Source organism: Streptomyces sp. VRA16 Mangrove soil, assembly GCF_017377775.1.
Classification (GTDB): Bacteria; Actinomycetota; Actinomycetes; order Streptomycetales; family Streptomycetaceae; genus Streptomyces.
Genome location: NZ_JAFVLN010000004.1, coordinates 489,218 through 513,017 on the forward strand (window position 1 = coordinate 489,218; position 23,800 = coordinate 513,017).

19 protein-coding genes are annotated in these 23,800 nt (G+C 72.6%); 7 read left to right on the forward strand and 12 right to left on the reverse strand.

Going from position 1 to position 23,800, the window contains the following annotated elements; genetic code table 11:
* Window positions 1–24: 24 nt before the first annotated feature.
* The gene (locus J3486_RS14475) at window positions 25–828 is read right to left on the reverse strand and encodes an SDR family oxidoreductase (RefSeq protein ID WP_207820687.1); all 804 of its coding nucleotides are present in this window, start codon (window positions 826–828) and stop codon (window positions 25–27) included.
* Between the two features lie 358 nt (window positions 829–1,186).
* Here J3486_RS14475 and J3486_RS14480 point away from each other — a divergent pair, with 358 nt between their 5' ends.
* Entirely contained in the window at window positions 1,187–1,957 is a 771-nt protein-coding gene (locus J3486_RS14480) for a GNAT family N-acetyltransferase (protein WP_207820688.1), read from the forward strand.
* Between the two features lie 23 nt (window positions 1,958–1,980).
* Here J3486_RS14480 and J3486_RS14485 read toward each other — a convergent pair whose 3' ends face one another.
* From J3486_RS14485 to J3486_RS14495, 3 genes are all read right to left on the reverse strand, one after another.
* Window positions 1,981–2,748, reverse strand: coding sequence for an SDR family NAD(P)-dependent oxidoreductase (locus tag J3486_RS14485; RefSeq protein WP_207820689.1), 768 nt, complete (start codon window positions 2,746–2,748; stop codon window positions 1,981–1,983).
* A 104-nt stretch (window positions 2,749–2,852) separates the two neighbouring features.
* Entirely contained in the window at window positions 2,853–3,584 is a 732-nt protein-coding gene (locus J3486_RS14490) for a sigma factor (protein WP_207820690.1), read from the reverse strand.
* A 221-nt stretch (window positions 3,585–3,805) separates the two neighbouring features.
* Window positions 3,806–6,619 carry a LuxR family transcriptional regulator gene (locus J3486_RS14495; RefSeq protein ID WP_207820691.1) on the reverse strand — a complete coding sequence of 938 codons (2,814 nt, stop codon included), beginning with the start codon at window positions 6,617–6,619 and terminating at the stop codon, window positions 3,806–3,808.
* Window positions 6,620–6,829: 210 nt separating this feature from the next.
* Here J3486_RS14495 and J3486_RS14500 point away from each other — a divergent pair, with 210 nt between their 5' ends.
* Window positions 6,830–8,512, forward strand: coding sequence for an FAD-dependent oxidoreductase (locus J3486_RS14500; RefSeq protein ID WP_207820692.1), 1,683 nt, complete (start codon window positions 6,830–6,832; stop codon window positions 8,510–8,512).
* Between the two features lie 21 nt (window positions 8,513–8,533).
* On the opposite strand, the gene J3486_RS14505 is transcribed toward J3486_RS14500, so the two are convergent.
* Window positions 8,534–8,935: a helix-turn-helix domain-containing protein gene (locus J3486_RS14505; protein WP_207820693.1), complete on the reverse strand. Its 402-nt coding sequence runs from the start codon at window positions 8,933–8,935 to the stop codon at window positions 8,534–8,536.
* 105 nt (window positions 8,936–9,040) lie between these two features.
* Between J3486_RS14505 and J3486_RS14510 the strand changes: the two genes are divergently transcribed.
* Window positions 9,041–9,649, forward strand: coding sequence for a malonic semialdehyde reductase (locus J3486_RS14510; RefSeq protein ID WP_207820694.1), 609 nt, complete (start codon window positions 9,041–9,043; stop codon window positions 9,647–9,649).
* 10 nt (window positions 9,650–9,659) lie between these two features.
* Here J3486_RS14510 and J3486_RS14515 read toward each other — a convergent pair whose 3' ends face one another.
* Complete coding sequence (locus tag J3486_RS14515) at window positions 9,660–10,520, reverse strand: helix-turn-helix transcriptional regulator (protein ID WP_207820695.1); 861 nt, start codon at window positions 10,518–10,520, stop codon at window positions 9,660–9,662.
* Between the two features lie 97 nt (window positions 10,521–10,617).
* On the reverse strand, window positions 10,618–12,051 hold the full coding sequence (locus J3486_RS14520; protein WP_207820696.1) for an aldehyde dehydrogenase family protein: 1,434 nt from the start codon (window positions 12,049–12,051) through the stop codon (window positions 10,618–10,620).
* 212 nt (window positions 12,052–12,263) lie between these two features.
* Here J3486_RS14520 and J3486_RS14525 point away from each other — a divergent pair, with 212 nt between their 5' ends.
* Both J3486_RS14525 and J3486_RS14530 read left to right on the forward strand, forming a co-directional pair.
* Window positions 12,264–15,008 (forward strand): AAA family ATPase, encoded by a 2,745-nt coding sequence (locus J3486_RS14525; RefSeq protein ID WP_207820697.1) that lies wholly within the window; start codon window positions 12,264–12,266, stop codon window positions 15,006–15,008.
* A 91-nt stretch (window positions 15,009–15,099) separates the two neighbouring features.
* Window positions 15,100–15,525 (forward strand): OsmC family protein, encoded by a 426-nt coding sequence (locus J3486_RS14530; RefSeq protein ID WP_207820698.1) that lies wholly within the window; start codon window positions 15,100–15,102, stop codon window positions 15,523–15,525.
* Between the two features lie 16 nt (window positions 15,526–15,541).
* On the opposite strand, the gene J3486_RS14535 is transcribed toward J3486_RS14530, so the two are convergent.
* The 5 genes from J3486_RS14535 to J3486_RS14555 form a co-directional block, all read right to left on the reverse strand.
* Complete coding sequence (locus J3486_RS14535; RefSeq protein WP_207820699.1) at window positions 15,542–18,313, reverse strand: LuxR family transcriptional regulator; 2,772 nt, start codon at window positions 18,311–18,313, stop codon at window positions 15,542–15,544.
* A gap of 75 nt (window positions 18,314–18,388) precedes the next feature.
* Window positions 18,389–18,730, reverse strand: coding sequence for a hypothetical protein (locus tag J3486_RS14540; RefSeq protein WP_207820700.1), 342 nt, complete (start codon window positions 18,728–18,730; stop codon window positions 18,389–18,391).
* Window positions 18,731–18,828: 98 nt separating this feature from the next.
* A complete protein-coding gene (locus J3486_RS14545) occupies window positions 18,829–19,548 on the reverse strand; it encodes an alpha/beta fold hydrolase (RefSeq protein ID WP_207820701.1) in 720 nt (239 codons plus the stop codon).
* Between the two features lie 35 nt (window positions 19,549–19,583).
* On the reverse strand, window positions 19,584–20,534 hold the full coding sequence (locus J3486_RS14550) for an alpha/beta hydrolase (protein ID WP_207820702.1): 951 nt from the start codon (window positions 20,532–20,534) through the stop codon (window positions 19,584–19,586).
* A 108-nt stretch (window positions 20,535–20,642) separates the two neighbouring features.
* The gene (locus J3486_RS14555) at window positions 20,643–21,431 is read right to left on the reverse strand and encodes a DUF427 domain-containing protein (RefSeq protein ID WP_207820703.1); all 789 of its coding nucleotides are present in this window, start codon (window positions 21,429–21,431) and stop codon (window positions 20,643–20,645) included.
* Between the two features lie 155 nt (window positions 21,432–21,586).
* Here J3486_RS14555 and J3486_RS14560 point away from each other — a divergent pair, with 155 nt between their 5' ends.
* Entirely contained in the window at window positions 21,587–22,057 is a 471-nt protein-coding gene (locus tag J3486_RS14560) for a carboxymuconolactone decarboxylase family protein (protein ID WP_207820704.1), read from the forward strand.
* 128 nt (window positions 22,058–22,185) lie between these two features.
* Window positions 22,186–23,733, forward strand: coding sequence for an MFS transporter (locus J3486_RS14565; RefSeq protein WP_207820705.1), 1,548 nt, complete (start codon window positions 22,186–22,188; stop codon window positions 23,731–23,733).
* The last annotated feature ends 67 nt before the right edge of the window (window positions 23,734–23,800 follow it).

Sequence of the window (23,800 nt, forward strand, 5' to 3'; positions counted from 1 at the left end):
TGGCGGGCGGGGCCGTCAGCCCGGTCAGGAGCTGACCTCGGGCGCGGGGCGACCGGCGAGCCACGCGCGGTAGCTGGTCCGCGCGATGAAGGCGCCGGTGCGCGGAAGAAGGTCCGCGGCGCGCGGGCGGGCCCCGAAGAAGAGGCTGTGGAGGTGTGTGCGCACGGGGCGGTAGGCCGCGTCGGTCGCGAGCGCGATCCGCACGAAGCGGTCGAGAGCGAACTCTTCGGGGCCGGCGATCTCGCGCACCGTGCCCAGCGGCCGGGACACCGCGAGGTGCGCGAGGAACATCGCCACGTCGGTCAAGGACACCGGTTGCACCCGCAGCGGCGGCACGCGGACGATGCCGTCCTCGGTGGCCGTGTCGGCGATCCCTTCGGCGGCCTCGAACAGCTGCGTGGTGCGGAGAATGGAGTAGGCGGTGCCCGAGCGCTCGATCATGGTTTCCCGGTTCCGCAGCGCCCGGAAGGTGCCGTCACCGCTCACCCGGTCCACGCCGACTGCGGAGAGGCACACGTGGTGTCGCACCCCGGCGGCGACAGCGGCGTCCAGGAGTCTGCCGGTGGAGGAGAGCCACGGGCCGAGGGGATCCGCCCCGTCCTCGGGAGGGTCCTTGCGGGCGGGGAACGTGCCGGTGGCCGGGGACGGTTGGTGAAGGAGATCGACGACCACCGCGCAACCGCGCAGGGCGTCGGTGACCTCCTGCGGTGGCAGCGCGTCGAGGCCTTCGGGCGCCGAGACCACGGCCACCTCGTGCCCGTGGTCGCGGACCCACAGAGCTGTCTCGACGCCCATGAGTGAGCCGTCGTCGAACACCACGACCTTCATGCAGCACCCCTCCTCTTGCGGCCGGCCTCGCGGTGTTCACGGGCCGTGCCGGTGCGCGAACGCCCCAATCGGCTGAGGGGTTTGACCGGGCCGACGCCCGATGTGTGACATCGGAGCGTGAACACCTTGTTCCGGGCCGCCTTGAGGTCGGGGGACAGTGTGATAGAACATGTCATTCCCACGTCTCCCCGGTCGCCACGACGGCGGCCTTCCTGCTACGCATCCGGTGTCCGGTTCCTTCTGGCGTGATGGGGTGCGGGCGCTCGGGCAGCAGCGCTCCTGGCGGTCGATGACGGACCGGGAACGCCGAACGCAACGATAACGGACACAGTGTGGAGGGAAGCGCAAGGTGAGAGAGATGTTGTCAAGGGCGCAGCCCGCTCGAATGGCCCCGGTGTTCGCCAACTTCCGTCAGTACCTGCTCGGCTGGGAGACCGGCGGCCGGCCGGGACATGGTGTCGACCGGTTCCGCAGCGGACTTGCCGCGCCGCAGTTCAACGGCGTGGTGCGGCTCGTCCAGCCGTCCGAGGCCGGGGCGGCGGTGGCGGTGGCCCGCCGGGAACTGGCAGGAGTGCCCTGGTGGTGGTGGGTCGGTCCGGACAGCCCGGCGGACACGGCCGGCCTCCTGCGGCGCCACGGCGGACGGGAGGTCGCGAGCCTTCCGGTGATGGTCCGTTCGCTCGCCCGACCGGCCGGGCCGCCGTCGGCGCACCCTGGGCTGCGGGTGGAAGAGGTCCGGGACGCACGACGGCTGGCGGAACTGGTCTCCACTTACCGGACGTCGATGGGCATCGGGTCCGCGCTGCAGGACGCGATGGTGCACATCGAGTCGCGGCGCGCGGACAACGGGGACATCGTCCGGCTGGCCGCCCTGCGGGAGGGCAGGGTGGTCGGGACCACCACGGTGATCGCCGCCCACGGCGTCGCCGGGATCTTCCTCGTGCACGTCGCCGAGGAGCACCGGAGGCAGGGGGTCGGTGTCGCGTTGACGGCCGCCGCGCTCCGGGTCGGGCGGGAGCGCGGCATGGATGTGGCGGCGCTGGTGGCCAGTCCCGCAGGTGAGGCGCTGTACCGGCGGTTCGACTTCACGCCGGTGTGGGGCTATCGCCTGTTCGACTTCCCCGCCTGAGGCACCCTCAGCACACGGCGGTGTCAGACGAGTTCGAGTCCGCCGTCGACGGTGATCACCTGGCCGGTCGCGTGCCGCCCGGCGGGATCGGCCATCCGCAGCACCCAGTGGGCGATCTCGTCGGCGCTCGCGATGTGGTGGGTGGGGATGCGCTCGCGTTCGTAGGCGTACATGTCGTTGGCGGCCTCGGGTGTGAGACCGGCGTGCAGCATGACGTCGGTGCGGGTGGGGCCGGGGGCGACGGAGTTGACGCGGACCCCCTCCCCCGCCAGTTCCAGCGCCCAGCTGCGCGTCAGTTGTTCGACGGCGGCCTTGGTGGCCGCGTAGTGGGCACCTCCCGGCATGGGCCGGTGCCCGTAGGTGCTGGAAAGGTTGACGATCGTGCCGGAGGTCTCGCGCAGATGCGGCAGGGCCGCATGGGCGAGCAGGCTGGGTGCGACGACGTTCAGGGCGAGCAGGTCGGTGATCGTGCGCTCGTCGGTGTCGGCCAGCGGCATCACCGCTGTGGCGCCTGCGTTGTTGACCAGGTGGTCGAGGCGCCCCCAGCGCTCCACGGCGGTCCTGATCACTTCGGCGGGTGCGCCCGCGCGGCAGATGTCGAGCGCCAGGACCTCGATGCCGGGGTGCAGCGCCGCGGTCTGCTTCAGCGGTTCTTCGCGCCGCCCCACCCCGAGGACGTGGGCGCCGGCCGCGGCGAAGGCGACGGCGGTGGCCCGGCCGATGCCGGTGCCGGCTCCGGTCACGACGGCCACGTGGCCCGCGAAGGTCTGGTCGGGAGATTCTGCGGACATCGCATGTTCCTTACTGTCTTCACTGGTACACACACAGCATGGTGTGTTTTCACACTGTCGTCAAACGTTGAACAGTGTGACATGTGTCGGCCCCGGCCGGCGGGTCACGCTGCCTGCGCGACGGGTCGGCAGGCGGGTCCCGACGTCGACGGCAGGCGGCGCACCTGGCCCTGGGAGGTGAGCAGCTCCAGCAGGGCGTCCAGGTCGCCGGTGCGGGCGGCCGTGCGGAACGCGGCGGCAAGACGCCGGTGCGACTCGGCAGGGACCGGGTGCTCCTTGCCGGACTCCAGGCGGGCCTGCGCCCGGTGGACCACCACCCGCGCGTTCGGGGCGCTGATGCGCAGCAGCGCCGCCAGTTCGGCGTAGGCGTAGCCGAAGCCCTTGCGCAGGACGTAGGCCGCCAGGCGGTCGGGGGTGAGGCGCGCCATGAGCAGGGCCAGGGCCCCCTCGACCGCCACGCTCTGCTCCACGCTGTGCTCGACGCTCGGCACGGGGTCCGAGGCGACCCGGTCGCCGAGGCTGGCCAGCTGGGGCTCGACCGGGACCTCGCGGCGGTGGCGTGCGGAGCGGACCACGTTGATGGCCAGCCGGGTCGTGGCGGTCACCAGGAACGCGGCCGGATTGTCGACGGCCGCACGCTCGGTGAGCTGCCAGCGCAGCCACACCTCCTGGACCACGTCCTCGGCCCCCGTGACGTCGCCGAGGATGCGGTAGGCGATGCGGAAGAGCCGTGTCCGCTCGGCCAGGAAGGTGCCGAGGGCGGTGTCCATGTCGTCGTGGCCCGCGAGCCGGGCGGGCGCGGGGTCGGTCGTCTTCTGCAGGCTGGTCGCGGGCATGGGGAACTCCTCGGGGTGGAAGGGGACGCCCGTCCAGGGCGTGGTTCCACCCTCGCCCCGGGACACCGCCCCCCGCGCCCCTGCTTCCCCGTGGTGGAGTCCGTGGGACCCCGTGGTGGGGTCCGTGGCCCCCGGGGGTTGGGGGCCCATGGACCCGGGGGGGCTCCCCCGCGGGCCCCGCGACCCACCCATGGCCGAGCCCGTCGGGTCCGTGCCGGGCGTCAGGCGCTGCGCGCCGCGTCCTGGTCGTGGAGGTCGTCGGCCGGGGCGTCGCCCAGGGCGCCGGGCAGCGCGCGGCGTGAATTGATGCCGAGCTTCATGTACACCTTCCGCAGGTGCCACTCCACGGTGTGCGGGCTGATGAACAGCTCCGCGCCGATCTTGGCGTTCGTCATGCCGTCGGCGGCGAGCGCGGCCACCTGGAACTCCTGCGGCGTCAGGGTGCTGGCCGGCCGGTCCTCCCGCACGCTGACGTGCTCACCGGTGGCGAGCAGCTCGCGGCGGGCCCGCTCGGCGAAGGCGTGCGCGCGCATGCCGTCGAACATCTCGTGCGCCGTGCGCAGTTGCTCCCGGGCCGAGGAGCGGCGCTGGGCGCGGCGCAGCCACTCGCCGTACAGCAGATGGGTGCGCGCCACTTCGACGGCCACACCGCCGCGCCCGAACTCCTCGATCGCGGTCCGGTACAGCCCGTCGGCCTCCTCGCCATCGGCCAGCAGCGCCCGGCAGCGGGCGGCGGCGCCGTGCGCCCAACCGGACTCGGCGGCCCCGGTGAGCTGGACGAGCCGGGCCAGTGAGGCCCGGGCCTGGTCGGGTTCGCCGCAGCGGGTGGCGGCCTCGACGTGTTCCACCAGCGACAGGCCGGTGAAGTTGAATCCGTCGTGCTCGATGCCCTCGCGCGCTGCCTCCAGCGCCTCCTCGTAGCGGCCCAGGCCGTTGAAGAGCACCCCCTGGATGTAGCCGGTGGCTCCCAGCAGGGAGACCTCGCCGCTCTGTTCGGCCTGCTGTCGGGCCTCGTCGATGATGCCGGTGGCGACGTCCGCCTCGCCGCGCCACGCGGCCAGGACCAGGGTCGCGTACTGATGCGGGGCGTGGCCCGTGGCGGCGGCGAGCGCGTCGGCCTCGTCGATCATCCGGTCGGCCTCGGGGAAGTTGCCGTAGTGGATGTGCACGCCGCCGGCGTAGATGAGGGCCGGCGGCAGGGCGCCGAGCGCTCCGATGTCGCGGGCCAGTCGCACGGCCCGGCCGGACAGGGCGTCCCAGGCGTGCAGGTCCCAGGCGTAATGGATGAACGCCTCCAGGGCGACCGGGAGCAGCAGCAGCCAGCGCATGACCGCCTCCCGGGTGTCGAGCTCCTCGTGCACCAGCAGGTCGAGAGCGCCCCGTAGCGCCGGGACGCCGCTGTCGGGGTCGTCCGCGAGCAGCGCGGCGACCCCGTCCAGGAGGCGGTCGGCGGCCTCCGAACCGGAAGGGGGAGCCCCCGAGTTGCGGGCGGCGATCGCCGCCGCGCGGGCACCGGTCGGGCCGTGGACGCGGCCCGCGAAGATGGTCGCGCTGATCGCTTCCAAGTACGTCTCGCGCGCCATCGGCGACGCGGCGGCGGTGAACTGCGCGGCAGCTTCGAGCAGCAGCGGGGCCGCCTCGTCGCTGCGGCTGCGCGCGAACAGGATGCGGGCCCGCAGGCGCGCGAGGCGGGCCCGGTCCAGGGTGCTCAGGGGACACAGTTCGGCCACCGTCGCCAGTTCGGTGGCGCGGTCGGGCGCCGCCGCTGAGAAGTGCGCCTCGGCGGCCGCGAGGGCCCGGCGGCCGCGCGCCCACGCGTCAGGTGTCGCCTCGGCCGCACGCTCCAGCAGCACCGCCTCGGCCGCAATGCCGCCGCGTTGACGCGCGCGGTCGGCGGACTGTTCGAGCCCGGCGGCGACGTCCTCGTCCGGCCCGTCGGTGGCCTGGGCGGCGTGCCAGGCGCGCCGGTCGGGGTCGAGAACCGGGTCCGTGACGTCGGCCAGCGCCCGGTGCACCGTCCGGCGTTCCTCGGGAGTGGCCCCCTGGTACACGGCGGAACGGACCAGCGGGTGCCGGAACCTGACGGACTCGCCGAACTCGATCAGTCCGGCCGCCTTGGCGGGTGCCGCGTAGGGCACGATCTCGAGTCGGGCGGCCGCTCGCACCAGCAGGCGCGCGTCGCCGACCGGTTCGGCCGCGGCGATCAGCAGCAGGGTGCGGGTCGCCTCCGGCAGGGAGGCGATGCGGCCCGCGAAGTCGCGTTCGACGCGGCCGGCGACCGGTCCGTAGGCGCCCGGCCGGATGGACGAGTCGAGACCGTAGGCCAGCTCGGCGGCGCTGCGTCCGCGGGAGAACTCCAGCAGCGCCAGCGGGTTGCCGTCCATCTCCGTCACGAACCGGTCCCGGACCCGCTTCTCGAGCCGGCCGCCGACGACGGATTCCAGGAGCCGGCCGGCCGCGGCGGTGTCCAGTCCCTGGAGGCGCAGGGTCGGCAGTCCGCTGAGGGCGGCTCCGCCCTCGGGGTCCCGTACCGCGAAGGCCATGGCGACCGGCTCGGCGAGCAGGCGGCGCGCCACGAACTCCAGTGTCTGCAGGGACACTTGGTCCAGCCACTGGGCGTCGTCGACCAGGACGAGCACCGGCCGGGTCTCGGAGGCCCGGGTGAGCAGGGTCAGCACGGCCAGGCCGACCAGGAAGCGGTCGGGGGGATCTCCGGCGGCCATGCCGAACGCCACCCGCAGGGCGTCGCGCTGGGGTTCGGGCAGTTCGTCGAGTTCGCCGAGGAAGGGGGTGCACACCTGGTGCAGGCTGGCGTAGGGCAGCTCCATGTCCGCCTCGATGCCGTGCGCCCAGGTCACCTTCACCCGCGACGCCTGCGCGGCCACGTACTCCAGGAGCACCGACTTGCCGATGCCGGCCTCGCCGCGGACCACCAGGACGCCCGATTCGCCGTCGCTCAGCCCGGACAGCAGGTCGTCGAGTGCCGCGCACTCGTGTTGCCGGCCGACCAGATCGGGAAGCGGACTGGCGATCATGCGACGCGGCTCCTCGGGACATCTGGGGATAAAAGGGACCCCACATCATGGTCGGAACAAGCCTTGAAACGATACCTGGAACGGTGCACCCCCGTGTGCCCGTCGCCTGTGACGGTCTCCACGTCGATAAGCCTCCGGCAGTTGTCACAAAAGAGCCCGCTGTCCGGTCGACCAGTGCCGATGTTCACACCCGTCGCAGGAGGTCCCCCCATGTCGTCGCTCGGTCACCAGCTCGCCACATCCGTTCTCGTGGTGGGAGCCGGCGGGTCAGGCCTCCGTGCCGCCATCGAGGTCGCGGAGGCCGGAGTCTCAGTCATCGCCGTGGCCAAGAACACGGTCGAGAACACGCCCGCGCCCCTCGGGTCCGCGGCCCCCCTGTGGCCCACGGCCGGCTCCACGCCCGACGACGCCTGGCAGCGGCATGCGGCCGAAACGCTGCGTGAGGGGCGCCTGTTGGCCGACCCCCGCACCGCCCGGGCCGTCGCCCGCTACGCGGAGCAGAGCAGCCAGGACATGGGACGCCACGGCCCGCGCCCCGAGCACCGCGGGCAGGTCCGGCGCCGGTCCGGCCACGCGCACGACAGCACGGCGTGCGCCGGCGAGCAGGCCGGACCGGGGGTGCACCGGGCGCTGCAGATCCGCGCGGCGGAGCTCGGCATCCCCGTCCTCACCGGCGTGTACGTCACCCGGCTGCTGGTCGACGACGGAACGGTCTTCGGCGCCTACGGATTCGACCTCGTCGACGGTTCGCGCTACCTGATGCACGCCGATGCCGTGATCCTCGCGACCGGAGGACACACCCGCATCTGGCGGCGCACGTCCTCGCGCCGCGACGAGAGCGGCGGCGACGCCTTGCGTCTCGCCACCGAGGCCGGCGCCCGGCTGCGCGACCCCGAGCTGGTGCAGTTCCATCCCCTCGGGCTGGTCGGGCCGGAGCACGCGGCCGGCCTGCTCCTCGACGAGGCGGCCCGCGGCGAGGGCGGCGTGCTGCTCAACAACCTCGGCGAACGGTTCATGACGCGCTACGAACCCGAGCACCTGGAGCGCTGCAGCCAGGACCGGGTCGCGGCGGCCGCCTGCACGGAGATCAGGGCGGGGCGCGGCACCCAGTCGGGCGGGGTGTGGCTCGACCTGTCCCATCTCCCGCGCGAGACCGTCCTGACGCGACTGTCCGAGGTGCACCAGACCCTGCTGGACGTGCAGACGCTCGACATCACCCGTGACCCGGTCGAGGTCACGCCGACGGCCCAGTACTCCCTGGGCGGTGTCCGGGTGCGGCCCGAGGACCACAGCACCGAGGTCACCGGGCTCTACGTGATCGGGGAGGCGGCCGGCGCACCGCACGAAGCGAGGCGGCTGCAGGAGAACGCGCTGCTCGAACTCCTCGTCCACGGCCGGATCGCGGGCCGGGCGGCGGCGGAGTACTCGGCCCGGCTCACCGTGCAACAGCGCTCCCCCGCGGCGGTGCGCGCCGCGGAGACGGACATGACCCGCCTGCTGGCGGCCGACGGCGACCAGAACGTCCGCGCCCTGCTGCGCTCGGTGCGGCATGTGATGGCCGAGCACGCGGGCGTCGTGCGCGACGAGGCCGGGATCGCCGCCGGGCTCGACGGACTCGGCGAGATCGAGGCCCGCACGGCGCACGCCGGGATCCACATCGACATCGGCGGTCTGCAGGACCTCGCGTACGCCTACGACCTCCGGTCGGCGCTGCTCGCGGCGCGCGCGACGCTGGAGTGCGCGCGGGAACGCCGGGAGACCCGCGGCGGTCACCACCGGTCCGACCACCCCGGTGCCGACCCCGGGCCGGCGGTCGCTCTGGTGTGGTCCCCGGCCGGCGGGGCACGGCGCGAGCCCGGGGCCGATGCCGGGTCACCGCGGCAGCCCCGGTGACCCGGGGCCGGCGCGGCCGGCTCAGCTCTTGCCGCGCCGCGCGGTGGCCGACGTCTCCGGCAGGTGGCGGGAGGCCCAGCCGGCCAGCTCACCGAGGATGGGCATCAGTGCCGTCCCGTCGGGCGTGAGGCGGTAGCGGACCGTGACCGGCGGACCGGGCTCCACCTCACGCACGGTGAGGCCCGCACCCGACAGTTCGGACAGGCGCTCCGAGAGGACCGAGTCGCTGATGCCGTCCACCGCACGCCGCAACTCGGCGTAGCCCAGGGGTCCGTGCTGCAGCGTGGCCAGGATGACACCGTTCCATCGCTTGCCCAGGAAGCCGAACGCCCTCGTCAGGGCGCCGTCGCAGGCCGCCGGATGGTGCTGTCCGGCGGGAGCGTCGCCGGCGCCGGGCGATCGGGGGTCGGCTGCTTCCTTCATGTGCCCAGGATAGCCAGGGTGCTACGCTCGCCCATGTCGCTCTGTTTTTCGAAGTAGCATTGCAGAGCAGAGCAGCTTCATATTTGCGAGCAAGGAGAGTTCGACGTGACCACTTCGGTTCCCCTTTCCCGGGTCGGCGACGAAGCCAGAGCAGCGCTCTTCACGGACGCGCGCACCACCTACGCGTTCGCCGACACGCCGGTCGACGACGCGACGCTGACCGACATCTGGGAGCTGGCCCGCTGGGCCCCGACCGCCGCCAACCTGCAGCCGCTGCGCGTGCTGTACATCCGCACCCCCGAAGGCAAGGCACGCCTGCTGCCCCACCTCGACGAGGGGAACCGGCCCAAGTCGGCCTCGGCGCCGGCGGTCGCGGTTCTGGCCGTGGACCACCGCTTCCACGAGCACATCCCGCACATCCTTCCGATCAAGCCCGAGCTGAAGGAGCACTTCGCCGCCGACGCCACCCAGCGGGACGGCATCACGTCCTTCAACGGCCCGCTCCAGGCCGGCTACTTCATCCTCGCCGTACGCGCCTGCGGTCTCGCCGCCGGACCGATGGCCGGCTTCGACGCGGCAGGCATCGACAAGGAGTTCTTCCAGGACGGCGACTGGCACTCCGTCCTCGTCGTGAACATCGGCCACCCGGCCGGTCCCCCGGAGTTCGACCGCATGCCGCGGCTCGCGCACGAGGACGCTGTCGCCTGGGCCTGAGCCCTCCGCACTAGTGACCCCGTACGACCCCGTCCTGTGACAGGCTGTCGGGCAGCAGGGACAACAGGCGCACATTCGTGTCGCTCGCGGTTCCCGGGGTGGCGGTGTAGACGACGAGACGTTGGGCCTGGGCAGGGTCGACCAGTGTCTGACAGTGCAACTCCAGCATGCCGAGCTGGGGGTGGAGGAAACGCTGGGGAGCGCAGGAGGGCCCGAGGACGGGCCGCTGCTGCCAGAGACCGGCGAACTCGGGGCTCTTGTCGATGAGCGCGTCCACCAGCTCGGCGACCCGCGAGTCCCCGCCGTCGCGGGTGTACGCCTCGTGGAGATCGGCCACCATCAGGCGGCTCTGCTCCGCGTGCTCGCTGCGCGGACGGATCAGACGGGAGGCGGGGTCGGTGAACCAGCGGTAGTGGGCGCTGCGGGCCGGGCCGGTGTACACCGTCGTGTCGCCCAGCAGTGCCACGGCCGGACGCGTCTGCCGCAGCGTCCGGCCGAGATGGTCCATCACCAGGGCGGGGGTGTCCTCCAGCCGGTCCAGGATGCGCATCATTCCCGGATCGACGTGGTCCTCCCCGCGCACCCGGCGCGGCACCGCGTGGCCGCCGAGGCGGAAGAGGTGATCCCGCTCCTCCAGGGACAGACGCAGACCGCGGGCGAGCGCGGCGAGCATCTGCTCGGAGGGGCGGGGGCCCCGCGGCTGTTCAAGGCGGCGGTAGTAGTCCACCGACATGTCGCACAGGGACGCGACCTCTTCGCGACGCAGCCCCGCCGTTCGCCTGCGGCGCCCGCGGGGGAGGCCGACCTCCTCCGGCTGGAGCGCCTCGCGCCTGGTCCGGAGAAAGGCCGCCAGAGCTGATCGGTCCGTCATCGCTGTCCTCTCGTGGTCCCACCTTCCTTCACGGTCAACGATGCGAATGGAACAGCGCATTCCCGAAACACGGTGTGTCACACCATCGCGGACCGCGCTACCGGGTGATCGCCTTGGTCTCCAGGAACTCCTCGAGTCCCGCACGGCCCATCTCCCGGCCGTTGCCGGACTGCTTGTACCCGCCGAAGGGCGCCTGGAAGTTGTGCGGACCGCCGTTGACATCGACCTGGCCGACGCGCAGGCGCCTGGCGATCGCCAGGGCGTGCTCCTGATCGCCGGACACCGCGCCGTTGAGCCCGTAGATCGTGCCGTTGGCCAGCTCGACGGCGTGGTCGTCATCGACGTACGGGATGACGACGAGTACGGGGCCGAAGATCTCCTCCTGGGCGATGACCGACGCGGGGTCGACGTCGGAGAAGATGGTCGGCCGGACGTAGGCGCCGGCCTCCAGGCCCTCAGGACGGCCGGGGCCGCCGACCACGAGCGTGGCGCCGTCGGCGACGCCGCGGCGGATGTAGCCCTCGACGCGCCGGCGCTGGGTCTCCGAGGCGAGCGGGCCGATGCGAGTGGCCTCGTCGGCCGGGTCGCCGACGACGTACTCCTCGGCCGCCGCCCGCAGCTTCTCGACCACCGTCTCCTGGAGTGCTTCCGGGACGAGCATGCGCACGTAGGCGCCGCATGCCTGGCCGGCATTGGCCCAGGCGAAGGCCAGACCCCGGGGGACGGCGGTGTCCAGGTCCGCCTCGGGAAGGATGATGTGGGCCGCCTTGCCGCCCAGTTCCAGTGCGACCCGCTTGACGGTCCCCGAGGCGGCGACGGACACGGCACGGCCGGCCCGGGTGGAGCCGGTGAAGGAGATCATGTCGACCTTCGGGTGCCGTGCGAGTGCCTCGCCGACGACGGGTCCGCTGCCCTGCACCACATTGAACACACCGTCGGGTAGGCCGGCTTCGGCGGCCAGCTCGGCGAACATCCGCGCGCTGAGCGGGGAGAGCTCCGACGGCTTGAGCACGACGGTGTTGCCCGCGAGCATCGCGGGGACGACCTTGGTCACGAGCTGCTGGAGCGGGAAGTTCCACGGAGTGATCGCCCCTACGACGCCGATGGGCTCGCGGACGACGAGCGAGTTCTCCACCTCGTACGTCCATTCGAACCGCTCGGCCGCCGCGACCGCGGCCAGCACCGAGGCGGCCGGGAAGCCCACCTGCGCCTGCCGGGAGAAGCTGATCGGCGCGCCCATCTCCAGGGTGATGACGGCCGCCAGCTCCTCACTGTGCTTCTCCAGGCCCGCGGCCAGGCGCCGCATGACGGCGGCCCGGTGCTCCACCGACGTCGCCGCCCATCCGTCGAACGCGGCGCGCGCGGCGCTCACCGCCAGATCCAACTCCGCGTCCGTCCCCTCATGCAGGGTGGCGACGACCGACTCGTCGGCGGGATTCACCACGTCGAGCAGTGGCCCGGAGCCTCGGACGGCGCGGCCGTCGATCCAGTGGGACGGTGCCGGGAAAGAAACCGTGTGTGTTGTGTTCATGTGCCCAGGAGACCTCGCCCGGCGCACGGCATCCATGCCCTCCCAGGCCCATGATCCACGTCACTGCACCGGCGCGTCCGTACTTCCCCAACGCGTCCGTCGCGCTCCGGCGGCCTGGCGAACGGACTCTCGCCAGGGCGGCCCGCAAGCGCTTCTCCTCAGCGGTCCCGGCCCTGGAGCACTTGTTATGCTCTCCTGGGGATGGGGGCAGGATGAGCGGTGACGAGGGTTCGAAGCAGTTGCGCGGCCGACGCCGTGAGCGGGAGGCGCTCGACGCCTTGGCCGCCGAGGTGGAAGCCGGTCACAGCGCCGTACTGGTCCTGCGCGGTGACGCCGGGATCGGCAAGTCTGCTCTGCTGCACCATCTGGAGACCCGCGTCGCACACCACCGTGTCGCCCGTGGGGCCGGGGTCGAGTCCGAGATGGAGCTGCCGTTCGCGGGGCTGCACCAGCTGTGCGCCCCGTTCCTCGACCGCCTCGATCGCCTGCCCGCTCCGCAACGGGACGCCCTGGCCACGGCGTTCGGCCTGAGCGAAGGACCGCCGCCTGACCGGTTCCTCGTCGGCCTCGCCGTCCTCGGACTGCTGACCGACGTCGCCGCGGAGCAGCCCTTGTTCTGCCTCGTGGACGACACACAGTGGCTCGACCAGGTCTCCGCGCAGACCCTGGCGCTCGTGGCACGCCGAATGCTCGCCGAACCCATGGCTCTGGTGTTCGCCTCCCGGGAGCAGCGCGGAAACGACGAGTTTGCGGGCCTGCCCGAGCTGATGGTCGGCGGCCTCGACGACACGGACGCCCGGAACCTGCTGAACGCGTCGGCGGTGGGCCCCATGGACGCGCAGATCCGCGACCGCATTCTCGCCGAAGCCCGCGGCAACCCGCTGGCCCTGCTGGAACTGCCGCACGACCGGCCCGACATGGGATCGGAGCACGCGCTCCACACCCCCGGCCTGGGTTCGGTCTCGTGCCGCATCGAACGCAGCTACGTCGCCCGGGTGTACACCCTTCCCCCCGCGACCCGGCGCCTGCTGCTCGTCGCCGCCGCCGAACCGGTCGGTGACGTCGCCCTGCTGCGGCGGGCCGCCGAGCGGCTGGACATCAGCCCGAGCGCGATCGACCCGGCAGTGGCGGAAGGCCTGCTGGCCGTAGGCGCCCTCATCCGCTTCCGACACCCGCTGCTGCGCTCCGCCGTCCTGCGCGCGGCCGACCTCGCCGAACTGCGCGAGACCCACCGGGTGCTTGCGGAGGTGACCGACTCCGACCTCGACCCGGACCGCCGCGCCTGGCACCTGTCGCGGGCGACCGTGCGGCCTGACGAGGAGATCGCGGCCGAACTGGAGGCATCGGCCGCAAGGGCAGCGGCGCGGGGCGCGACCCCGGCGGCGGCCGCCTTCCTGGCTCGGGCAGCCGCCCTGACGTCCCACCCGCAGCGCAAGGCGACCCGCGCTCTTGCCGCGGCCCAGGCTCAACTGCGCACCGGCGCGACCGCCGCGGCCCGCGAACTCCTGGCGCTGGCCCGCGCCGAAGCCCTCGACGACGCGCAACGGGCCCGCGCGGAGCTGGTCCACGCCCAGCTCACCTTCGCCTCGGGACGTCCGGGTGAGGCGATCCCGCTGCTGCTCGCCACCGCGCGCCGCCTGCTTCCGCTCGACACCGACCTGGCCCATGAGACGTTCCTGGACGCTCTGTCGGCCGCGCTGTTCGCCGGCCGTCTCACCACGGGCGTGGACGCACGCGAGGTGGCGGTGGCCGGCCTCGCCGCACCCGCGCCCGCCGAGGGCCCGACGCGGGCCGCCGATGCGCTCCTGGTCGCCCTGGCCACCCGGTTCACCGACGCGTACGACGACGTGGTGCCGTGCGCGCGCAGGGCACTGGACCTGTTCCGCCGGGAGACCGACCCGGACCAGATCCTGCGCTGGTCGTGGCTGGCCTCGACGCTGGCGGCCGAGGTGTGGGACGACGAGAGCTGGGCGACACTGGCGGCACGCCACGTGCAGACCGCCCGCGCGGTCGGCGCACTGGCGGAACTGCCGCTCGCCCTCAACTCCCGCGTGGTCGTGCACACCTGCGCCGGGGAACTGGACGAGGCGGCCCTCCTCATCGCGGAGATCACCCGTCTCCAGGAGGCGGTCGGCCACGGCTTCACCCCGTTCGGCGCCATGACGCTGGCCGCCTGGCAGGGCCGGGCGGACGAAGCGCTCCCACTGATCAAGGAGGGCGTGGAGAACGCCGTGCGGGGCGGTGAGGGCATCGGCGTGGCCATCGCACGGCGGGCCGAGGCCGTACTCCTCAACGGCCTCGGCCGGTTCGAGGAGGCGTTCGACGCGGCCCGTTCGGCGAGCACCCACCCGAACGACCTGGTCGCGGCCAACGCCGGACTGATCGAGCTGGTGGAGGCCGGCGTGCGCAGCGGCCGCACGGACGCGGCCCGTACCGCGCTGGAACGGCTCGTACGGACCACCGCGGCCGCCGGCACGGACTGGGCGCTGGGCGTCCAGGCACGCTCCCGGGCGCTCCTCGGCCAGGGAGCCACGGCCGAGGAGGACTACCGCCAGGCGATCGAACGGCTCGGACGCACCCGCGTTGCGACGGACCTGGCCCGCGCCCACCTGCTGTACGGGGAGTGGCTGCGGCGGGAGGGCCGCCGCGGCGACGCCCGGGAGCAACTGCACTCGGCACACGCCCTGTTCACTCGGTTCGGCGCGGAGGCCTTCGCCGACCGCGCCGTCCGTGAGCTGCGGGCCTCGGGTGAGTCGGTGGCCCGGCGCGACGGTGGCGCCACGGCGACCCTGACCGCCCAGGAGGCGCAGATCGCGCAGCTGGCCCGGGACGGGCTGACCAACTCCGAGATCGGGGCCCAGTTGTTCCTGAGCCCGCACACGGTGGAGTGGCATCTGCGCAAGGTGTACGCCAAGCTCGGCATCACCTCCCGGCGTTCCCTGCACACGGAGCTGTGACAGGCATCTGTCACAGCTGCGCGGCAGGTTCGGTCTGTAGGGCGGGGCCACGTTTCGCCACGGCCCCGGATCCCTGCCGAGAGGAAGACCCATGATCACGCGCCTCGTCACCGTCGCCGAGGGCGAGCGGCTCACGCGCTCCGTCGCGATCGGCACCCACACGCTGACCGCCGACGAACCCGAGCCCGCCGGCGCCGATGCCGGACCTACTCCGGGAGAGCTGGTGCTGGCCGCGCTGGGCTCGTGCACCTCCATGGCCGTGCGGGCTCTGGCGGACCGGCACGGCTGGCCGCTCGACCGGGTGGACGTGGCCGTCCGGTTCAGCGGTCAGGGGCGCATCGTCAAGAACCTGGGGCTGACCGGCGACCTGGAGCCGGCCCAACGGGAGCAGTTGCTGACGGCGGCCGGGCGTTGTCCCGTACACCGTCTGCTGACGCACGAGATGGAGATCGTCACCGTGCCCGCGTTGCTGGCGGAGCCCGAGGCCGTCTCCCCCGACGGGCCCCTGGTGCCCTGAGCCCAGGGCCGCCGGGTCAGGACGTGGTCGCCACGGCGTCCAGCTCCACCGAGCCGATCTCCTTGCGGGAGGAGATCCCCAGCTTCGCGAACACCTTGCGCAGATGCCACTCCACGGTGTGCGGGCTGAGCAGCAGCCGGGCGGCGATCTCCGGATTCGTGAACCCGTCCCGGGCCAGCCGCGCGATCTCGGCCTCCTTCACCGTGAAAGTGACCGACGTCGCGGCGGCCCGGCGGCGCATCTTCACTCCGGCGGCTCGCAGTTCCCGCCGCGCACGCTCCGCGAACGCCTCGGCGCCCGCTTCGCCGAGCATCTCGTACGCCTCGCCCAGCCGGGCCCGCGCCTGTGCTCCCCGCCCTTGGCGGCGCAGCCACTCGCCGTGCCGGAGCCGCGCCCTGGCGCTGTCCATGCGGGTCTGGGCCTGGTCCAGTTGTTCGACGGCCTCGTGGTGCAGGGGCTCGGCGTCCGCTCCCCGCGCCACCAGGGCGCGGACGGCGGCCGAGGTGCCGAGCGCCCAGGGCGTCGCGCTGACCCGGGCCATCTCCTCGATCGCGCGCACCGACTCGGCCGCACGCTCGGGCCGGCCCAGCCCGGCCGCCGCCTCCACCAGCTCGACCCTGGACTGCAGGGACAGGCCGAGCTCCTGCGGGTTCGCGCAGCCGAGCTCGGCTGCGGCGCATGCCTCCTCGTAACGACCGAGGCCGTTGTACAGCACCGCCTCGGCCCACTGGGTGGCGGTGACGACCTTGCCCTCGTTCTGCAGCAGCCGGTCCTGCTCGACGGCTGCGATCGCCTGCCTGGTGGGGGCCTCCCGGCCCTTGAAAGGCTCCACGACGAGGGCTCCGTAATGGGCGAAGAAGGTGCTGCCCGTGGCCTCGCCGATCGCGTCGGCCTCCGCCCTGAGGGAGTCGGCGGCCCGCAGATCGCCCGCGAAGACCCGGTTCGACAGGCGCAGCAGGAGGGCGGAGGGCAGCACGGCGAGCGCACCGTTCTCCCGGGCGAACTCGACCAGGCGGGCGGAGAGTTCGGACCAGGCGGCGAAGTCCCACACACTGTGCGCCATGCGGCACACGAGCGGGAGCCAGCCCAGTGCGTGCTGCGGTGTGCCGCGTTGTGTCCTGAAGGCGTGCACGGCGTCGAGGACGAGCGGAGCACCCGCGGCGTACCCCTCGGTGACCATCAGCGAGATGCCGGTCAGCAGGAAGTCCTCGCGGTCGGCCGGGCGGCCGAGGTCCGGCAGGCTCAGCACGGCCTCGGCGACGTCGCGGACCCCGCCCGTGGTGAGCCGGCCCGCGGTGAGCGCCGCGTGGATGGCGTCCCGGTAGGTCTGGCGGGCCAGTTCGACGTCGTACGGCTGTAGTTGCCGGGCCGCTTCGAGCAGCAGGGGCAGCCCGGCACTGGCGCTCCGGGCCGCCGAGGTGATCTGTCCCCGCAGCAGACCGGCCCGGCCGGCCCCCACGTCGCCGAGCGCATCCGGATCCGCCACGTCGACCAGTTCCCGCGCGGTGTCGTAGGCGCCGGCCTGGAACTTGGCCTGCGCGGCGGCCAAGGTCCTGGCCGCGCGCCGTTCGGGGTCGGGGGTCAGCTCGCCGGCCCGGTGCAGGAAGGCGGCCGCGGCCGCGAGGCCGCCGCGGCGGTGGGCGCGGTCGGCCGACCTCTCCAGTTCGGCGGCCACGGCCTCGTCGGGCTCGGTGGCCGCGCTCGCCAGGTGCCACACCCGGCGTTCCGGGTCGAGGCTCACGTCGATCGAGTCGGCCAGCGCGCGGTGCACGCGGCGCCGTTCCTCGGCGTCGGCGGAGCGGTGCGCCGCCGAGCGCACCAGGGGGTGGCGGAACCGGACCCAGGTGCGAAGCGTCAGCAGACCCGATGCCTCGACCTCGGTGACGGCGGTGTCCACCGGGACGTCCAGGCGTTCGGCGGCCCGCCGCAGCAGGGCGACGTCGCCGACCGGTTCGAGGGCGGCGACGAGCAGCAGGCACTGCGCCTCGGCGGGGAGGGCCCTGATACGGCGGAGGTAGTCCGCCTCGATCTGGCCGGTCACGGGCCGGGCCGTGGAGCCCTCGACGCCGCCGGCCATCTCCACGGCGGTCAGACTGCGCGGCAGTTCGAGCAGGGCGAGCGGGTTTCCCCGGGTCTCGGCGACGATCCGGTCCCGTACCTGCGGGTCGAGGGGGCCGGTGACCACCGAGTCGAGAAGGTGGTGCGCGTCCTGGTCCTTCAGCCCGTGCAGCTCCAGGTCGGGCAGGTCCGGGAGGACGTAGCGGGGGCCGGACTCACGGACGGCCAGGACGAGCAGCACCGATTCGGCGAGCAGCCGGCGTACGACGAACTCCAGCGTCTGGGACGACACGTGGTCCAGCCACTGTGCGTCGTCGACCAGGCACAGCAACGGCTGGTCGGTGGCGGCCCCGGCCAGCAGGCCCAAGGTGGCAAGCCCGACCAGGAACCGGTCGGGTCGGGGCCCCGTCTGCATGCCGAACGCCGTGCGCAGGGCGGTGCGCTGCGGCCCGGGGAGCTGGTCGAGCTGGGACAGCAGTGGGGCGCAGAGCTGGTGCAGTGCGGCGTAGGACAGTTCCATCTCGGACTGCACGCCGGCCGCGCGCACGACGCGGAATCCGTCGGCCCGGTCGATCAGGTGGTGGAGCAGTGCGCTCTTCCCGATCCCGGCCTCGCCGCGGACCAGGACGACGCCGCTGCGGCCGCCTCTGGCCTGCGCGAGCAAGTCGTCGAGGATCCGGCACTCGTCCTGTCGGCCGATCAGCCCGGCCCGTGCCCCGCCCCTCACCATGGAAGCCTCCCGCAGCCACGATACCTCCGGTGATCACCGTGTCCGCAGCCGACGAGAGCGATGCTCGGGGCCTGATCAGGCGAGCAGGCAGACCAGGAGCACCGTGCCGGCGGAGGTCAGCAGGGTCAGGACGGCCACAGCAGTAAGGAGTTGGTGCAGCCTGCGCAGGAAACGCCGGTGGTGGTCCGCGTCGGCCTCGGCGATGCTGTCGGCAATGTGCTGCGTCACCATCCCCGCGACGTACTTCTGCTCGTCGAGGTACCACTCCTCGATGTCTCTCTTCTGCCGGTGGGTCAGCCCCTCCGACTGCGCGATGAAGGCGGCCACGCGCAGCCGGGCGGCGCTGAGGTGAGCCTCCCGGTACAGGTATGCCTCTATGTCGACCAGGCCGCGAGCGGCCTGCTCCTCCGTGCTCATGGATGTGCTCCAGACGTCGGCGGCCCGGCGTCCGGAGCGGAGCCGGGCCGCGAGGACGGCGCGGTGGTTCAGGCACCACGCCCCGGTACCGGTGCGGCTCAAACGGCGGCCTGCACCGCCTCGTTGATCAGGCGGGCGACGTCACCGGGCCGGGAGACGGCGACCGCGTGGGAGGCGTCGACGGTCACGACCGTGGCCTTCGCGCGCTCGGCCATGAAGATCTGCACCTGGGCCGGGATATTGCGGTCCTCGGTCGCGACGAGGACCCAGGACGGGATGTCCCGCCAGGCCGGGGCGGAAGCTCCCTCGGCGAGCGCGGCGTCGGCGACGGGCCGCTGGGTGGCGGCCATGACCGCCGTCGTCTTCTCAGGGACGTCGGCGGCGAACTGCTGGTGGAAGGCGCTCTTGTCGATGTAGAGATCCGCCGCCCGGCTGCCGTCGGGGAGGGTGACCGGCACGGGGCGGAGCGTCTCGCCGAGAGTGCTGCCCGGGAACTTCTCGGACAGCGTGACCGCGCTCTCGCCCTCGTCGGGCAGGAACGCCGCGACGAAGACGAGCGCCTTGACGTGGTCGAGCCCGCGTGCGGCGTTGCTGATCACGGAGCCGCCGTAGGAGTGCCCGACGAGGACCACGGGCCCCGCTATGGACTCCACGAGCTGTCGGACGTAGCCGCTGTCCTTGCTCAGCCCGCGCAGCGGGTTGCTCGCGCAGACCACGGAGTGACCGTGGGACTGGAGCTTTTCGACGACGCCGTTCCAGCTGGAGGAGTCCGCGAACGCTCCGTGGACGAGGACGACGGTGGGTTTCTGTTCACTCATGGGAGGGGCCTTTCACTGAGGGGTGCGGTGCGGGATCACAGGGTGCCCAGGGCCTTGCGCAGCACGTGGACGGCCTGCTCGATCGCCGCGGTGGATGCCTGGGTGCCGCGGACCGGGTTCAGCATCATGAAGTCGTGCAGGGTGGCGTTGTAGCGGACGCTCGTGGTGGGCACACCGGCCTGGATCAGCTTGCGCGCGTACGCTTCGCCCTCGTCGCGCAGTACGTCGTTCTCGTCGACGGCGACGAACGCCGGCGGCAGGCCCTGGAGTTCCTCCAGGGTCGCGCGGAGCGGGGACGCGGTGACCTGGTTCCGCTCGGCGGGGTCGGTGGTGTAGGCGTCCCAGAACCACTCCATGGCCTTGGCGGTCAGGTGCGGCCCGTGGGCGAAGGTGCGGTAGCTCTCGGTGTCCTGGCCCGCGTCGGTGACGGGGTAGTACAGCGACTGGTGCAGGAAGGTCACGTCCCCCCGCTGCTTGGCCAGGTGGGTGAGGGCGGCGCTCATGTTGCCGCCGACGGAGTCCCCGGCGACGACCATGCGGGAGCCGTCCAGCCCTTCGTCGCCGCCCTTGGCGGTGATCCAGCGGGCGGTGGCGTAGGCCTGCTCGATGGCGACCGGGTACTTCGCCTCCGGGGAACGGTCGTACTCGACGAAGGCCAGGGCGGCCCGCGCGCCCACGGCGAGTTCGCGCACCAGGCGGTCGTGGGTGCCGGCGTTGCCGAGGATCCAGCCGCCGCCGTGCACGTAGAGGATCACGGGCAGGACACCCGTGCTGCCGACCGGCTTGATGATGCGCACCCGCACCTCGCCGACCTCCGCGGGAACGGTGATCCACTTCTCGTCCACGTCGGGCTTCTCGATCGGCCCCGACTGGACCTCGTCGAGCAGTTGGCGGGCGCCCTCGACGCCCCGTTCGTACAGCAGCGGCGGCTTGGCGGTGGCGTCGGCGAAGTCCTGCGCGGCGGGCTCGAGAACGATGTCATTCATGGCGCGGTCCTTTACGGGCAGTGGGCTCGGGAGTTCTTTCCCTCCCCTGAGACCGGACCGGGAGCCATTGTGTGACGCGCAGGGCCGACAGCGACCGAAAGTGCCTGCCTAGTCGGCGGAAGTCGCGCCGGACTGACCGGGCTTGGGCAGCAGGAAGCCGTCCACGTACAGGTCGACGTGCTCGTTGTAGAACGCGGTCAGGCCCGCGATGCGGTGGACGTGGGTGGTCGGGAAGTCGTAGGTCCAGGCGATGTCCTCGTGGGAGGCGGTGTCGCTGTCGAAGGACCAGTAGCTGCTGGTCGTCCCCTTGTACGGGCAGCGGGTGACGGTGTCCGAATGGCGCAGCCGGGTCCAGTCGATGGTCGCGGGGTCGAGGTAGTAGCGGGTCGGCAGGCCGGTCTCGAAGAGCTTGACGCAGTTGCCGGCCTCCGCGAGCACGACGCCGTCCAGCTCGACCCGGACCCGGCTGTTCGATCGCAAGGCGTCGACCCGGGAGTAGGGGCTACGGGGGTGCACGAAGACCGGCTCGTCCTCCTCCAGCCAGGAGTCCAGTGCCTCCCATTCGAAACGCACCGTGTCACGCAGTGGGCCCGGCGCCCCGTCGCCCCAGACCCACGCCGCGCCTTCGCGGACCTCAGGACCGACCTGAAGAGTGTGACGGTGGGCCGGTCCGGCGCCGAGCTGCTCCATGTGTCCGTCGTCGCGCAGCACTCCGTCGGCCAAGTCCACGACGGGAATGCTGAATTGAGGGTAGGCCTGCCATTCCCACACGTAGAGGGCTCGACGGGTGTCGAAGACGACCCGGCCGGCGACCATGCCCCGGATGCGGCGCGGGACGGGCTCGACGTGCCCGATCGGGACGATGAGGCTCGGGTGGAGAACACTTTCGGTTGCCATGGTGATCACCTTGCAGTCGCTGATGGTGTGCGCCAATGCTAGCGGTCTCACACCGTGTTTATCGCAGCTCCGATGTGTCCACGGCCGCACTGTCACAGAACCGGCGGGTGCCCGGTCAGTGGACCGTAACCGTTCAGCACCTGAGGAGATCCCCCGTGGAAGCTCGCATCAACTACTTCGGCAACGCGCTCGCCGGCAAGGTCATGAAGCACCTGAACTCGGCCGGGGCGGCGGTGCACTCGGCCCTGCCGGTCGCCACCCAGGAGCTGGTGAAGATCCGCGCCAGCCAGATCAATGGCTGCGGCTTCTGCACCGACATGCACACCAAGGACGCCACCGCCGCCGGCGAGGAGCAGCAGCGGCTGAACCTGGTGGCCGTGTGGCGCGAGGCGACGGTCTTCACCGACGCCGAGCGTGCGGCCCTGGAACTGACCGAGCAGGGCACGCGCGTCGCGGACGGCTCGGCCGGGGTCTCGGACGAGGCCTGGGCGAACGCCACGAAGCACTACGACGAGGACCAGCTCGCCGCGCTCATCTCGCTGATCGCGGTCATCAACGCGTACAACCGCATCAACATCATCAACCGTCAGCCGGCCGGCGGCTACAAGCCCGGCATGTTCGGCTGAGCCGACCGCTCCGGCTCGTCCGGACGCGCGGGCCCGTCGCCCTGCCTCCCCGGCCACCGGCCGGGCGACGGGCCCCGGTCACCCTTCATCCGTTCGCCCCACCGCACCGGACGACGCCAGGACTCGACATGAAGCACTCTCCCACCAGGGACGACAACGACCCCCCTTCCGTCCTCCGGATCGCCAGTGCCCGCGGCCGGTGGACCCTGCTGGCGACGGTGCTGGGGTCGAGCGTCGTCCTGCTCGGCTCGACCGTCACCAATGTCGCGCTGCCGCGCATCGGCCGGGACTTCGGCGCCGATCTCGCGGTGCTCCAGTGGACGGTGAACGCCTACATGCTGACCCTGGCGGGCCTGATCCTGCTGGGCGGATCCCTGGGCGACCGTCTCGGGCGAAGGCGGGTGTTCGTCGTCGGCGTCGTGTGGTTCGCGGCGTCCTCTCTGCTGTGCGGCCTCGCCCCCAACGCCGGCACACTGATCGCCGCCCGGGCCCTGCAGGGCGTCGGCGGAGCCCTGCTCACTCCTGGCTCGCTCGCGATCATCGAGGCGTCCTTCCACCCGGACGACCGGCCGCGCGCGATCGGTCTGTGGTCGGGGTTCGGTGGGATCGCGGCGGCCCTCGGGCCGTTCCTCGGCGGGTGGCTGGTCGACGGCCCCGGATGGCGGTGGACGTTTCTGCTGAGCATCGTCCCGGCGCTGCTGTGCGTGCCCGTCGCGCTGAAACACGTCCCGGAATCGGTGGGCAGGCCCCACCGGGCCGCACCGCCGGGACAGCCGGCCTTCGACGTGCCCGGCGCCGTCCTGGGCGCCCTGGCACTCGCCCTGACCACCTACGCGCTCACTGCGGCGCGGGCCGGCGGTGCCGTGGCCGTCGTCGCGGCCGTCGGCGGCGTCGTCTGCAGCGTCGCCTTCCTCCACGTGGAGCGGCGCACCCCCGACCCGATGATGCCGCCGGCCCTCTTCGCCTCCCGGCCGTTCACCGCCATCAACCTGATCACCCTGTGCGTCTACGCGGGAACGGGCGGGTTCTTCTTCCTGACCGCGCTGGACCTGCAGATCGTGATCGGGTACTCGGCTCTGGGGGCCGGCGCCGCGATGCTGCCCACGACCGTGCTGATGCTGCTGTTCTCCTCGGGGTCGGGAGTACTCGCTCAGCGGCTGGGGCCCCGGATCCCGCTGACCGTCGGACCGCTGGTGTGCGGTGCGGGGATGCTGATGATGCTGCGGGTCGGGCCGGACTCGTCCTACGTGATCGACGTGCTGCCCGCGCTGCTGGTGATGGGTGCGGGCATGGTCGTTCTGGTCGCTCCGCTGACCGTGACCCTGTTGTCCTCGGTGGACGCCGCGAACGCCGGGGTGGCCAGTGGCATCAACAACGCCGCGGCGCGGGCGGCCGGTCTGGTGGCTGTGGCGGCCCTGCCGCTCCTGGTCGGGATGGGACCGGAGGCATACCGGTCGCCTGCCGCCTTCGACACGTCGTTCCACCGGGCCATGCCGCTGTGCGCGGGGCTGCTGTTCGCCGGCGCGGTGCTGGCCTTCGCCCTGCTGAGGCGGACCGCCCCGGACGCGCACCGGCCGCACGGGCGGACACACGGGTGGGCGCACGGCTGGTCACTGGAACCACCGCTGGTGTCCCGCTTCTCGCATCACCGGGCCATCGGCCGAACCGCCGACTGAGCCACAACCCCAACCGTCGACCGCACCATCGGCCGGACCCAGAGAAACCGAGAGACGAGGAACCCGC